Annotated in this window: 13 protein-coding genes and 1 tRNA gene; 5 read left to right on the plus strand and 9 right to left on the minus strand. The window is 63.0% G+C overall.

What is annotated here, in order from left to right:
- The 4 genes from EOA23_RS23460 to EOA23_RS23475 all read right to left on the minus strand — a co-directional run.
- A partial coding sequence (locus EOA23_RS23460; RefSeq protein ID WP_127305896.1) for a DNA polymerase III subunit delta' occupies window positions 1–699 on the minus strand: 699 nt, incomplete at its 3' end.
- Window positions 696–1,370, minus strand: coding sequence for a dTMP kinase (gene tmk / locus EOA23_RS23465; RefSeq protein WP_127305897.1), 675 nt, complete (start codon window positions 1,368–1,370; stop codon window positions 696–698). The genes tmk and EOA23_RS23460, both read right to left, overlap by 4 nt.
- 72 nt (window positions 1,371–1,442) lie before the next feature.
- Window positions 1,443–2,621 carry a D-alanyl-D-alanine carboxypeptidase family protein gene (locus tag EOA23_RS23470; protein WP_127305898.1) on the minus strand — a complete coding sequence of 393 codons (1,179 nt, stop codon included), beginning with the start codon at window positions 2,619–2,621 and terminating at the stop codon, window positions 1,443–1,445.
- Between the two features lie 117 nt (window positions 2,622–2,738).
- On the minus strand, window positions 2,739–4,004 hold the full coding sequence (locus EOA23_RS23475) for a septal ring lytic transglycosylase RlpA family protein (protein ID WP_127305899.1): 1,266 nt from the start codon (window positions 4,002–4,004) through the stop codon (window positions 2,739–2,741).
- Between the two features lie 548 nt (window positions 4,005–4,552).
- On the opposite strand from EOA23_RS23475, the gene EOA23_RS23480 reads away from it, so the two are divergent.
- A tRNA-Ser gene (locus EOA23_RS23480) sits at window positions 4,553–4,642 on the plus strand.
- Window positions 4,643–4,743: 101 nt separating this feature from the next.
- On the opposite strand, the gene EOA23_RS23485 is transcribed toward EOA23_RS23480, so the two are convergent.
- A complete protein-coding gene (locus EOA23_RS23485; protein ID WP_127305900.1) occupies window positions 4,744–5,010 on the minus strand; it encodes a hypothetical protein in 267 nt (88 codons plus the stop codon).
- Window positions 5,011–5,140: 130 nt separating this feature from the next.
- Here EOA23_RS23485 and EOA23_RS23490 point away from each other — a divergent pair, with 130 nt between their 5' ends.
- From EOA23_RS23490 to rimO, 4 genes are all read left to right on the plus strand, one after another.
- Window positions 5,141–5,443, plus strand: a complete 303-nt coding sequence (locus tag EOA23_RS23490) for a hypothetical protein (RefSeq protein WP_127305901.1) — start codon at window positions 5,141–5,143, stop codon at window positions 5,441–5,443.
- A gap of 31 nt (window positions 5,444–5,474) precedes the next feature.
- Complete coding sequence (locus EOA23_RS23495) at window positions 5,475–5,882, plus strand: DUF930 domain-containing protein (RefSeq protein WP_042642342.1); 408 nt, start codon at window positions 5,475–5,477, stop codon at window positions 5,880–5,882.
- A gap of 269 nt (window positions 5,883–6,151) precedes the next feature.
- Window positions 6,152–6,838, plus strand: coding sequence for a TerC family protein (locus EOA23_RS23500; protein ID WP_126060968.1), 687 nt, complete (start codon window positions 6,152–6,154; stop codon window positions 6,836–6,838).
- A 279-nt stretch (window positions 6,839–7,117) separates the two neighbouring features.
- Window positions 7,118–8,431 (plus strand): 30S ribosomal protein S12 methylthiotransferase RimO, encoded by a 1,314-nt coding sequence (rimO, locus tag EOA23_RS23505; RefSeq protein ID WP_127305902.1) that lies wholly within the window; start codon window positions 7,118–7,120, stop codon window positions 8,429–8,431.
- Between the two features lie 82 nt (window positions 8,432–8,513).
- On the opposite strand, the gene EOA23_RS23510 is transcribed toward rimO, so the two are convergent.
- The 4 genes from EOA23_RS23510 to EOA23_RS23525 are packed head-to-tail and all read right to left on the minus strand — an operon-like array spanning window position 8,514 to window position 13,254.
- The gene (locus tag EOA23_RS23510; RefSeq protein WP_126060966.1) at window positions 8,514–9,581 is read right to left on the minus strand and encodes a BMP family ABC transporter substrate-binding protein; all 1,068 of its coding nucleotides are present in this window, start codon (window positions 9,579–9,581) and stop codon (window positions 8,514–8,516) included.
- Window positions 9,582–9,632: 51 nt separating this feature from the next.
- Window positions 9,633–10,553, minus strand: coding sequence for an ABC transporter permease (locus EOA23_RS23515; protein ID WP_127305903.1), 921 nt, complete (start codon window positions 10,551–10,553; stop codon window positions 9,633–9,635).
- Complete coding sequence (locus tag EOA23_RS23520; protein WP_127305904.1) at window positions 10,553–11,680, minus strand: ABC transporter permease; 1,128 nt, start codon at window positions 11,678–11,680, stop codon at window positions 10,553–10,555. The genes EOA23_RS23515 and EOA23_RS23520 overlap by 1 nt, the downstream gene beginning before the upstream one ends.
- The gene (locus EOA23_RS23525; RefSeq protein WP_042642356.1) at window positions 11,677–13,254 is read right to left on the minus strand and encodes an ABC transporter ATP-binding protein; all 1,578 of its coding nucleotides are present in this window, start codon (window positions 13,252–13,254) and stop codon (window positions 11,677–11,679) included. The genes EOA23_RS23520 and EOA23_RS23525 overlap by 4 nt, the downstream gene beginning before the upstream one ends.
- Window positions 13,255–13,648 lie beyond the last annotated feature (394 nt).

The following is a 13,648-nucleotide window of genomic DNA, read 5'->3' on the forward strand; positions in this document are numbered from 1 at the left end:
GCCCCCTGCCCGCTCGGCGAGCGCCGCGCGTGCGGCCGCATCATCCGGCGGCGGCGGTTCGATAGTCTCCAGCACCGCAATCAGCTCGTCAGCGGCCAAAGGCGCCAGCCGCACCATCTGGCAACGCGAGCGGATCGTCGGCAGCAGGCTGCCCGGCGCGTGCACGATCAGAATGAACAAGGTGCGCGCCGGCGGCTCCTCGAGATTCTTGAGCAAGGCATTGGCGGCGTTGGTGTTCATGTCGTCGGCCGGGTCGACGATGACGACGCGGTAGCTGCCGTCATGCGAGGTCATCGACAGGAAGCGGCTGACCCTGCGGATTTCGTCCACGGTCAGCACCGTCTTGAAGCTCTTGGTCTTGTCGTTGGCGGGGCGCGTCAGATGCAGCACGCCCGGATGCGCGCCGGTGGCGATCTGGCGAAACAGCGGGGACGCCGGATCGGGAACGGCAAGCGCGTCGGGCGCCGTCCTGTAATCCGGATATTTCAGAAGATGGTGCGCCAGATGGAACGCCAGCGTCGCCTTGCCGATGCCGAGCGGCCCGGCAAAGATCAGCGCATGCGGCAGCTTGCCCGCGCGGTAGGCGCCGGCGAGCATCCCAGCCGCCGTCGCGTGGCCGATCAGCCGCGGCGTTTCGGCCGGCTCGGGCACGCCGTCCAGCGTGTCGTGCTGCTCTGGAGCGATGCGTTCGAAGATCATGCCGGCGCCGTCTCGATCCTTTGCGCCGGCGTCCTCTCTTCCAGCGCCGCGAAGACGGCGGCGGTGACGACATTTTCCACCGTATCGGGATCGGCGGCCGCGTCGATGACGATGCACCGCTCCGGCTCCGCCGCGGCGATGGCCAGGAAAGCCTCGCGCCGCCGCCGGTGGATGGCCAAGGTCTCCTTCTCGAAGCGATCGGCGGCGTCACCGGCGCCGCGCCGCGCGGCCGCCCGCTTCAGGCCTTCAGCCGGATCGATGTCGAAGATCAGCGTCATGTCCGGCATCAAGCCGTTGATGGCCACGGCCTCCAGCGCCTTCATGAAATCGGCATCAAGACCGCCCGTGACACCCTGATAGACTCGCGAGGAATCGATGAAGCGGTCGCACAGCACGATCGAGCCGCGCTCGACCGCCGGCCGGATGACCTGCTCGACATGGTCGGAACGCGCGGCAGCGAACAGGATTGCCTCCATCTTCGGGCCGAACGGCTCGGCCGCGCCGGACAGAAGAACGTGCCTTACCGCCTCGGCGCCAGGCGATCCACCCGGCTCGCGGCTGACCAGCACCTCGTATTTCTTGGCGCGCATGCGCCGCGCCAGCCGCTCGATCTGCGTCGACTTGCCTGCTCCTTCGCCGCCCTCGAAGGTAATGAAAAATCCGCTCGCCAATCGAGACTGCCTTTGCCCGTGCTGGCCGCTGTCATAGCTCCCGTCCGACAAAAGGTCCACGAACTTGCCCGATCACAAATGTTTCTGACGCAGCCAGCCGACAGCGAGTTCCTTGGCCGCGTCGAGCGCACGCTGCGGCAGCGTGCCCACCTTCACCGATTCGGCGGCATAGAGCGGCGTCTGCTGGCTCAGCGTATCGCCTATCCAAACGCGCAGCTCACCGACCGGTTGCCCTTCCTCGACCGGCGCCGACACTGGACCCTGATAGACGATCCTGGCGGTCAGCTTGTCGCGGTTGGCTATCGGCAGAAAGATGTCCACGGGGCCCTTGGCTTTCAAGGCCAGGCCGGATTTGGCGCCGCCGAAGACCTGCGCTTCGCCGACCACCTCGTCCTTGGCGAAGATCTCGGTCTTCTGGAAGGACCGCGAGCCCCAGTCGAGCAGCTTGCGCGCCTCTTCGGAGCGTTCGCGGTCATTCGCCAGCCCGGTGAGCGCGGCGATCACGCGAATGCCGTTGTGATTGACGGTGCCGACCAGGCCGAAGCCCGCCTGTTCGCTGGCGCCGGCGACAAAGCCGTCGGCTTCGATGCCCATAGCGATCAGCGGATTGCGGTTCCTCTGCGCGATCTTGTTCCAGGTGAAGTCCGGCTGGCCGTAATAGTGGAAGAACTCGGGATAGTCCCGCCACAGATGCAGGGCCAGCATCGTCAGCTCGCGCACCGTCGTCTGCTGGCCGTCGGCAGGCAGGCCGGTCGAATTGACGAAGGTCGATTTCGACAGGCCGAGCTGGCGGGCACGATCCGTCATCTGCGCGGCGAAATTCGCTTCCGAGCCGGCCATGCCCTCGGCAAGCACGATGCAGCCGTCATTGGCGGCCTGCACGGTGACACCCTGGATCAGGTCCTCGACGCGGACCTCGGATTTGAGCTTGGCGAACATGGTCGAGGTCCCGGACGGCGCGCCGCCAGTGCGCCAGGCGTTTTCGCTGACGACGAACGTGTCGTCGAGCGTGATCCGCTTCGACTTGATGGCGTTGAAGACCATCTCCATCGTCATCAGCTTGGCCATCGAGGCCGGCGGGATCGGCTTGTCGGGGTCCTTGGCGAAGAGCACCGTGCCGGTGTCCGCATCGATCATGAACGCCTGCGTCGCCTTGGTCTCGAACAGCTGCGCGCTCGCCGGGGCGGCGCAAAGCAGCGCCAGCACCAATCCCAGAAGGCTGGCGAAAGGCGGAAGAATGCGCAATTGCATGAAATGTCGACCCCAATTTGAGCAAAACCGGAGAGTCGCCCGGAATTGCGCCAAGACTACCCCGCGGCCAAGCTAGCAGGGTTTTTTCGGCCGGATCAACGTGCGGTGCGAATTTGATCAGTTACGCACAACCAGCGCGTCCGGCGCGCCATGCGACCAGGCTGCCTGGAGCAGGTCGTCAATGCTGCCGTGCCCATCGGGATAGACATTGACCGCGTACCAGTCATTGCCGTCGAGCTCGGTGCGCTGGATCTCGGTCCGTCCGAACGGCTCGAGCGCCGCGGCCACGCGCTTGGCCTCGGCGGCTTCGTCGAAGGAGCCGGCGGCGACGTAGTCGGATCCAGGCGCCTGTTCCTGGCGGTTCGATTTCTTCCACGATTGCAGGATATCGGCCGGCGACATGCCTCCGGCATCGAGCGCGGCAAACACATCGGCGCGCTTCACCCGCTCATCCGCATAGGACAGCGAAGCCATGGCGAAGGGCGAGTTCGGCGGCAGGCCGAGATCCGGCCGCTCCGGCACGATCGGTCCGAAATCGGGCAGCACGACATCGCTGGCATCTTGCGGCGAGAAGGCTGCCGGCTGCACGGTCGGCTGCTCCGACAGGCCCGGCTGCGCGGCAAAGGCCTGCCCCGAATTGGTCAATTGGCCAGGGAACGGCACGGCGGCCGGCGGCGCGCCCACCGACAAGCTCGGCGACGGGCCGTTCATGGCCACCATCACACCGGTCGGCAGGCCGTCCGACGGATCCGGCCGGTTGTTGCCGGGGCGGTAGGAGGCCACCAGATACTGGTCGTCATCGCCATCGAGCGGCGCGCGTCCGACATATTCGACTTTGACCCGGGCCGTGCCGACCTTGTCATAGTCGAGCATCTGCGCGGCGCGTTCGGAGACGTCGATGATGCGGCCTTCATGATAGGGACCGCGGTCGTTGACGCGAACGATCACGGAACTGCCGGTCTCCAGATTGGTGACGCGGGCATAGCTCGGCAGCGGCATCGTCGGATGCGCAGCCGTCAGATGCGTCATGTCATAGACTTCGCCATTGGCGGTCAAACGCCCGTGAAAGGCATCGCCATACCAGGAGGCCAGCCCGACCTTGGTGAAGCCCTTCTTGTCTTCCTTCGGATAATACCACTTGCCGCGAACCTGGTAGGGCTTGCCGAGCTGGTCGCGGCCGCCGCCACGGCGCATGAACTGGACGCGCGGGCTTGCCTTCACGCCATATTCGGATTCGGCGAAATATTCCTTGGGACGGGCCTTCTTGTAGACCATCCCCTTCGGCTCGGGCTGTGAGGCACAGGCGGCCAGCAGCAGGCCCGAAAGGGCGCACAGGGCGAAAGCAGAAGCGCGACGAAGACGCGGGCGCGTCGGAGTCTGCATGTTTTCGATTGTCCCCTACCGTGCCGCACCCGACGGAGCCAGAAGTCGCCCGTTTAGGCCAACACCTTGATCCCCAATCCCTTTTTTGCACAGGAATTGCTTATCACGATGTTAATCGATTATGGCCACAACAGGGCGAGATTATGGCGCGGACGCGGAAGTGGTGCTGCCTGAGCCGCGGCTTCAGCGATGGCGGCAGACTTCCGCCGTCAAACCGGCTGAAGCGCCGGGACCGACTCTCCGGTGTTACCGCGGTATCGACCCGTTGGCGACGACTTGCGAGAGCTTCGAGCGCTTCGTCAAAACCGGCTTCTCATAAATCTTTTTCATGAATTCCCCGTTAGAACACTAGCCGGTAGAGATCGGCAGGGTCTTGGAGGCATTGTCAATTGCATCCGACCGGCTTCCTGCAACCGTCCGGCTCCCGAGAACGTTGATTGAGCCTTTCCTGCGATTGACAGATCTTTGCGCCGCGCACTACAGCATGGAGCGCTCGCGTTCCTGCCGGCACGGCCTTACGGAACGAAGCGCCTCGTGAAGATCACGATGGAGGGATGGCCGAGCGGTTTAAGGCACCGGTCTTGAAAACCGGCGTGGGCGCAAGTTCACCGTGGGTTCGAATCCCACTCCCTCCGCCATAGATCCAATAAAATCAATAACTTAAACCAAGTCGTCGGGCCGCGACATAACTTTTAGCCTAACCGGATATGAAAAAGGCCCTGCAAGCCGAGGCTGGCCGTCAATAGCCAGTCGGGATCCACGGATCGGTGTCGTACCCTAAGCGATGGTCCAGGAAATTTGCGGCCTGATTTGACGGACGCGCAACAACCACCGTGCCTGTTGATTTGCAATCCAGTTTCGGTGCCGGCTTGCCGCTGCCAGCCTTCATATGTGCTGCAGGACAAGAGATTGCTGCCTGAGCGGCGGCTACCTTTTTCTTCTCTTTCGCAACAGCTGCTCCGGTGGCGGCCAATACCATTGCTACGCCAAAGACAACGAGTTTCATTGAAACGCCCTCACCCTGCACAATCCGAAATGGTCGCGCCTGCGTTAACGTTACGTCAACTACATGTTGTCCGCAACGACGAGAGCATAATCCTATCGGCGGGTACGAGGAGCTTTTGAGGGAGAGTTCCATGCGACCGATCATTCTGGTGGTCGCCTGCGTCGCTGTGTTCTTCGTCGGGGAGGGCTTGGCCAACAACAGCGCTTATCGAATTGCGACAGTGAAAAGCATCGAACAGGTGGAAGGGTTCCGCCTGGTTACAGAGCTAGCGCCAGAAGTCGCCTGGCTCATACTGGTCAGCACCCCAAGCCGCCGGCCCGGACCTTTGTGCGCATTAGCGGTTCTGCAAGTCGCAGGCCACCAAGAGTTGCGCGCCTGTATTAGTTGGCGGCCTGAAGCGGTCCTGACGCCCATGGCGGTCAACCGTTGGTGAAACACCGTTTATTTGATTTCTCGGACAAAATATGCTGCTTCTCGCGCCCATGAAAAAGCTCTGCCTGATGGTTCTGGCGTCGCTGACGCCGGTCTTGCCGGCCAAGGCGATGGACAATGCGTTGCGCGCCGGCCTGATGAAACTCGATCCCGAAACCCGCCTCGAGCAGCGGTGCGATGCCGAAGTGCTCGACCGGATCAGCCACGACGATCGCAACTACAAGGCCGACCGCGTCGTGGCCTACGCCTTTGCCACGCCGCAGATGAGCGCCGATGCCATCAAGAGTTCGGGCGCCGCCTTCCGCAGCAAGGGCCAATGGTACCGGCTGAAGTTCAAATGCCAGACCGCGCCGGACCATATGCAGGTGCTGCAGTTCCGCTACAAGATCGGCGACGAAATCCCGGAATCCGACTGGGCCAAATACAATCTCTACGATTAGAGCAATTCCAGGAAAAGTGTGAGCGGTTTTCCGCCCGGAATTGCGTCAAAACAAAGGGATAGAGCGGTTCGCCGTTTCCGCGAAACGGTGAACGGCTCTAGTTCCCGCCCGGCCGCCTGACCGGCGAACACCCGAAATGATTGAGGGCTTGCGCTGGCGGCGCCGTTTTCCGGCGATGTCCGAACCTGCGTCTTGACGCCGGTGAACCATGCCTTTAGGGCCGTCTGGGTATTGGGCGACCCGCGTTTCAGGCAAGGGATTTCTAGTCTATGGAAATATTCACTGCCGCAGGCGTTTCAGCTCTCCTTCAGGTCGTCGCAATCGATCTCGCGCTCGCCGGCGACAACGCAATTGTGATCGGCCTCGCGGCCGCCGGCCTCCCCGCGGATCAGCGCAAGCGCGCCATCATTGTCGGCATCGCGGCGGCGACAGTCCTGCGCATCGTCTTCGCCCTCATCACGCAATGGCTGCTGAGCATCGGCCCGATGCTGCTCATCGCCGGCGGGCTTCTGCTTCTGTGGGTCTGCTGGAAGATGTGGCGCGAATTGCGCGTCAGCCATGACGACGAGCGCGACGCGACCGAAGCGCTGTCGAACAGCGACTACAACAAGGACGGATCCGTCGCCGGGAAGGGTGCGCGCAAGACCTTCTCGCAGGCCGCTTGGCAGATCGTCATCGCCGATGTCTCGATGTCGCTCGACAATGTGCTCGCCGTCGCGGGCGCCGCCATGAAGCATCCGACGGTGCTGATCATCGGGCTGGCCCTTTCGATCGCCCTGATGGGTTTTGCCGCATCCTTCGTCGCCCGGCTGCTGCACCGATATCGCTGGATCGCCTATATCGGTCTGCTGATCATCTTGTACGTGGCGATCAACATGCTTCTTGGCGGCGCCGTGCAGCAGTTCCCCGACCATTTTGCCTTCCTGGCGCCCTGGTTCGGATCGGACGGTCACTAGCGCTCTTAAAGCATGTCTCCCGAAAGTGGGAACCGGTTTCGGGATAAGACATGCGTAAAATCAAAAACCTAAAGCGGATGGAGCGAATCTGAAAGATCGCGACGCGCTTCAGGGCAAATGCCTGGCGCAAGCTTCTTGTCCTGGCCGGCGGCAGGTTTGCTTCTGTGCCGAAGCGTGCTATTGCGCCGCGCGAAATGGCTCAAAGCCGCGCCGTAGATCGACCTTCAGAGCCGAAGGCTCAATCCTCGATCTCGCCTTCACCTCTTGGAAAACAGGTTTATGTCCGCCCCACGCGTCAGTTTCGTCAGTCTTGGATGTCCGAAAGCGCTCGTCGATTCCGAGCGCATCATCACGCGGCTCCGCGCCGAAGGTTATGAGATCGCGCGCAAGCATGATGGCGCCGACCTCGTCGTCGTCAACACCTGCGGCTTCCTCGATTCCGCCCGCGACGAGTCGCTCAACGCCATCGGTTCCGCGCTTTCCGAAAATGGCCGCGTCATCGTCACCGGCTGCCTCGGCGCCGAGCCGGAGGTCATCCGCGAGAAGCATCCCAATGTGCTGGCGATCACCGGCCCGCAGGCCTATGAGAGCGTGATGGCGGCGGTGCACGAGGCGGCTCCGCCCAGCCACGATCCCTATGTCGATCTGCTGCCGCCGCAGGGCGTGAAACTCACCCCGCGCCACTACGCCTATCTGAAGATTTCCGAGGGCTGCAACAACCGCTGCACCTTCTGCATCATCCCGGCGCTGCGCGGCGATCTCGTCTCGCGGCCGGCGGCGGACGTACTGCGCGAAGCCGAAAAACTCGCCAAGGCCGGCGTCAAGGAAATCCTCGTCATCTCGCAGGACACCAGCGCCTACGGCGTCGACATCAAGTACCAGACATCGATGTTCGGCGACCGCGAGGTGCGGGCAAAATTCCTCGACCTTGCCGAGGAGCTCGGCAAGCTCGGCATCTGGATACGCATGCATTATGTGTACCCCTACCCGCATGTCGCCGACGTCATTCCGCTGATGGCGGAAGGAAAGATCCTGCCCTATCTCGACATCCCCTTCCAGCACGCCTCGCCGCAGGTGCTGAAGAACATGCGGCGCCCCGCGCATGGCGAAAAGACGCTGGACCGCATCCGCGGCTGGCGCGAGGTCTGCCCGGATCTCGCCATTCGCTCCACCTTCATCGTCGGTTTCCCCGGCGAGACCGAGGACGATTTCCAGATGCTGCTCGACTGGCTGGACGAGGCCAAGATCGACCGCGCCGGCTGCTTCAAATACGAGCCGGTCAAGGGCGCGCGCTCCAACGACCTCGGGTTGGAACAGGTGCCGCAGGAGATCAAGGAAGCGCGCTGGCACCGCTTCATGCAGCGCCAGCAGAAGATTTCGGCCGCGCAGTTGGGCAAGAAAGTCGGCAAGCGCCTGCCGGTGCTGGTCGATGAGGCGCATGGCGCATCCGGCAAAGGCCGCACCAAATACGATGCGCCGGAGATCGACGGCTCGGTCCACATCCAGTCGCGGCGGCCGCTGCGCGCCGGCGACATCGTCACCGTCAAGATCGATCGCGCGGACGCTTACGATCTTTATGGATCGGCCGTCTGATCGTCCTCCAAAGCGAAGGCACACCGAATGAGAAAGGGCGCCGCGCGGCGCCCTTTCGGTTTTAACATCAACAAGGTGCAGCTTACTGCGGCAGCTTGTCGTCGACGCCCTTGACGTAGAAATTCATGCCGAGCAGCGTGCCATCGTCGGCAACCTCGCCGTCCTTCAGCCACGGTGAGCCGTCCTGCTTGGAGACCGGTCCGGTGAAGGGGTTCCAACCGCCGGCGATCTTCTTCGTGGTTGCCTCCGCCATTGCCTTCACGTCGTCGGGCATGTTGGTGAAGGGCGCGAGCTTGACGGCGCCGTCCTTGATGCCGAGCCACACATTGTCCGGCTTCCAGGTGCCGTCGAGCGCGGCCTGCACGCGGCTGATGTAGTAGGGACCCCATTCGTCCGTGAGCGAGGTGAGCTGCGCGTTCGGCGCGAACTTGATCATGTCCGACGACTGGCCGAAGCCGTGCAGCTTGCGCTCCTCGGCGACCTGCAGCGCAGCGGTGGAATCGGTGTGCTGCACGATGATGTCGGCGCCCTGGTCGAACAGCGCCTTGGCTGCGTCGGCCTCCTTGCCGGGATCGAACCAGGAATTCACCCACACGATCTTGACCTTGAAGTCGGGATTGACCGACTGCGCGCCGAGCATGAAGGAGTTGATGCCCATCACCACTTCCGGGATCGGGAAGGACACGATGTAGCCGGCAAGGCCCTTCTTCGATTCCTTGGCCGCGATCTGGCCGAGCACGTACCGGCCTTCATAGAAGCGGGCGTTATAGATGCCGAGATTCTTGCCGGTCTTGAAACCGGTGGCATGCTCGAACATCACTTTGGGGAACTTCTTCGCGACCTTCACCTCGGCGTCCATGAAGCCGAAGGACGTGCCGAAGATGATCTTGCACTTCTCGCGCGCCAGGCGCTCGAAGGCGCGGTCAGCGTCCGGGCCTTCCGAGACGTTTTCGAGATAGGCGGTCTCGACCTTGTCGCCGAGCGCCTTCTCGACTTCGAGGCGGCCCTGGTCGTGCTGGTAGGAATAGCCGAAGTCGCCGATCGGACCCGTATAGACCCAGCAGGCCTTCAGCTTGTCGGCCGCCTCGGCGGTTGCCGCGACCGACAGGGCCGCAGCCGTGGTCATCAACGCAATAAGCAGTTTTTTCATTGTGTTACCTCTCTGAGTTGAGCCTTGGAGCTTCCCGTCTTTTTGTTGTCGTCAACGATCCGGAACGAATGGCTGCCCCAACGAAGCCGGCGTGTTCATCATTGTCAGCCGCTTGTTGCGCGAGATTAGAACGAGAACCACGATGGTTGCCAGATAGGGCAGCGAAGAAAGAAACTGCGAAGGCACAGGAATGCCAAAAGCCTGTGCATGAAGCTGGCCGATCCACACCGCGCCGAAGATATAGGCGCCTGCCAGCACCCGCCATGGACGCCAGGACGCGAACACCACCAGAGCCAGCGCGATCCAGCCGCGGCCCGCGCTCATGTTCTCCACCCATTGCGGCGTATAGACCAGCGACAGGTGCCCGCCGGCAAGGCCGGCGCAGGCGCCCCCGAATATCACCGCCAGGTAACGGTAGCGGATGACCTTGATGCCCAGCGCATGCGCCGACGTGTGGCTGTCGCCGATCGAGCGAAGCGTAAGCCCCGTGCGCGTCCTGAACAGGAACCACATGACCGCCGCGGTGAGCGCGATCGAGATGTAGAAGACCGGATCCTGGCCGAAGATCAGCTTGCCGACGACCGGGATCGAGCTGATCACCGGGATATCGAGATTGGGCAGCCTCACGCCCGGCTGGCCAACGAAGCTGGTGCCGATCATGCCGGAGAGGCCGAGGCCGAGCAGTGTCAGCGACAGGCCGGTCGCAACCTGGTTGGTCGCGAGCGACAGCGTCATGACCGCGAACAGCAGCGAAAACAGCGCGCCGACGATGATTGCGGCAAGCAGGCCGATCCAAGGCGACCCGGTGAGATAGCCGGCGCCGAAGCCGCCGACGGCGCCCATGATCATCATGCCCTCGACGCCGAGATTGAGCACGCCCGAGCGCTCGACGACCAGTTCGCCGATCGCCGCGATTAGAAGTGGCGTCGCCGCGGTCGCGATGGTCAAAAGGATGTTGACGGTGATGTCCATCAGCGTGCCTCCTCGAGCTTGGGCGCTGCATCGAGCTTCGCGGCGTTCGGCTTCATCAGCGTCACGCCGATCAGGCGAATGCGGTAGTGGATGAGCGTGTCGCAGCCGAGCACGAAGAACAGAAGCATGCCCTGGAACACGCGCGCCACCTTGTCGGAGATGCCGAGCGCGCTCTGCACCGCCTCGCCGCCGAGATAGGTCAGTGCCAGGACGAGACCCGCGGCCACGATGCCCAGCGGATTGAGCCTGCCGAGGAAGGCGACGATGATGGCGGTGAAGCCGTAGCCCGGCGAGATCACCGGCTGCAACTGGCCGATGGCGCCGGAAACTTCCGAAATGCCTGCCAGACCGGCCAGCGCGCCGGACAGAAGGAAGGTGAAGAACACCATCCGGTTCAAGCCGAAGCCGGCAAAGCGCCCTGCCCTTGGGCTGGAACCCAGAACGCGCACCTCGAAACCTTTCAGCATGCGGCTCATCATCAGCCAGATCGCTACGGCGGCGACCAAGGCGAAGACGAAGCCCCAATTGGCGCGGCCGGCATCGGGCATCAGCTCCGGCAGCACCGCGGAATCGCCGAACTGGATGGTCTGCGGGAAGCCATGGCCTTGCGGGTCACGCCATGGGCCGCGCACCAGCCAGTCGAGGAAAAGCTGCGCGACATAGACGAGCATCAGGCTGGTCAGGATCTCATTGGTGCTGAAGCGCGTCTTCAAAAACGCCGGGATCGATGCGTAAAAGGCGCCGCCGACCATGCCCAGCAAGAGCATCAGCGGGATCACCAGCGGGCCTTCGAATTGCGGGAACAGCACCGGGATGATCGAGCCGAAGATCGCGCCGAAGATGAACTGGCCTTCGGCGCCGATGTTCCAGATGTTGGCCTTATAGCAGACCGACAGTCCGACCGCGATCAGGATCAGCGGCGCTGCCTTGATGGCCAGCTCGTGCAATTGCCACACCTCGCTGATCGGCTGGATGAAATAGATGTTGAATGCATCCAGCGGATTGACGCCGAGCAAGGCGAACATGATGGCGCCGGCGATCATCGTCAGCGCGAAGGCAATGAACGGCGACAGCACCGAAAACAGCGCCGAGCGCTGCGGACGTTTGACCAGTTCGATGCGCATCATGCGATCTCCAGGCTGTGTTCTGCGTGGCCGGGCTCGGCGCCACCCATCAAGAGGCCGATCTTCTCGAAAGTCGCCTCGGCGATCGGCAGCGGCGCCGACAATTGCCCGTTGTGCATGACCGCGATCGCATCCGACAGCTCGAACAATTCGTCGAGATCCTGACTGATGACCAGGACGGCGGAGCCACTGCGGGCAAGCTCGATCAGGGCCTGGCGAATGCGAGCGGCCGCGCCTGCGTCCACGCCCCAGGTCGGCTGGTTGACGATCATGACGCTCGGCTTGCGGTCGAGTTCGCGGCCGACGATGAATTTTTGCAGATTGCCGCCCGAGAGCGCGGCCGCCTCCGGATCGGGCGCGCTCTTGCGCACGTCCATGGCGGTGATGATGCGCTGGGCGGCGCTATAGACGGCGCTGTTCTTGACCATGCCGCCGGACCCGACGAAAGACTTGCCGTCGGTGGCGTGACGGGACAGCAGCAGGTTCTCCGATAGCTTCATGCGCGGGGCGGCGCCGTGCCCCAGGCGCTCTTCGGGCACAAAGGCGGCGCCCATCAGCCGCCGGCCGGTGATGGAGAGCGCGCCGGCGTCCTTGCCGCGAATGCGCACCGAACCCGCATCCTGCTGTAGCACTTCGCCGGAGACGGATTCGAAGAACTCGCCCTGGCCGTTGCCGGCAACGCCGGCAATGCCGATCACTTCGCCGGCGCGCACGGTGAGATTGATGTTCTTCAGCGGGATGGCAAAGGGCGTCGCCGGCTTGCGCGTCAGCCCGCGGATTTCCAGCAGCGCCGGCGCTGTCTCGATGCCTTCGGCCGGCGCGCGCTCCACGGCCTTGACTTCGCTGCCAACCATCATGCGGGCCAGCGATGCGGCCGTCTCCTCGCGCGGATTGCAGTGGCCGACCACCTTGCCGTGGCGAAGCACGGTGGCGCGATCGCAGATGCGTTTGACCTCTTCCAGCCGGTGCGAGATGTAGAGGATCGATTTGCCCTCCGAGCGCAATCGCTCCAGCGTCTCGAAAAGCTTGTCGGCTTCCTGCGGCGTCAGCACCGAGGTCGGCTCGTCCAGGATGATGAGCTGCGGCGTCTGCAAGAGGCAGCGGATGATCTCGATGCGCTGGCGTTCGCCGACGGAGAGGTCGCCGACCAGGGAGTCCGGATCGAGCGGCAGCCCATAGCTGAAGGAAAGCGCCCTCGCCTTCGCCGCGATGGTGCTGATCGGCGAACCGTCATTGAGCGAAAGCGCAATGTTCTCGGCCGCCGTCAGCGCCTCGAACAGCGAGAAATGCTGGAACACCATGCCAATGCCGAGCTTCTTCGCCACGCCCGGGCTGGTGATCTTGACCGCCTTGCCGTCCCAGAAGATCTCGCCCGAGTTCGGCTCCAGCGAGCCGAACAGCATCTTGACCAGCGTCGATTTGCCGGCGCCGTTCTCGCCGAGCAGCGCGTGGATTTCGCCCTTTGCGATGTTGAGATCGATGTGATCGCACGCCGTCAGCGTGCCGAAAATCTTGGTAAGGCCACGAACCTCAAGCAGGTTCGACCTGTCATGATTTGCACTCACAGTGCCTCCCATCCGGCTTCCCGGATATGTTCTGTGTTCCCGAAAGCATGGTATGCGCGGCCGGCTCTCATCGGAAAGCAGCACCCAACTTGAAAGAGCTTCAAGAATTTCAGCGGAAACTCAAGGGCTAAGATAGACCTCTTGAGAACAGTAGCAAATCCGCATCGCGTTTCAGGGAAGCCGTGCCTTCGGGCACGGCAAGCCGCTGAAAACAGGGCAGTTGGCTTACGGCATGATGCCGAAAAGTGTGAAGCGGTTTTCGGACGACATCATGCTCTAGGGAATGAGGACGGTCGTTCCCGTCGTCTTGCGGGCTTCGAGATCAAGATCAACCAGCGCTATGCGCTGAAGGACGCAGGAAACGCGCAAGCCGATCTCGAAGCCCGCAAGACGACGGGAACGACCG

Origin of the sequence: Mesorhizobium sp. M2A.F.Ca.ET.042.01.1.1, assembly GCF_003997405.1 — a bacterium.
Taxonomy (GTDB): domain Bacteria; phylum Pseudomonadota; class Alphaproteobacteria; order Rhizobiales; family Rhizobiaceae; genus Mesorhizobium.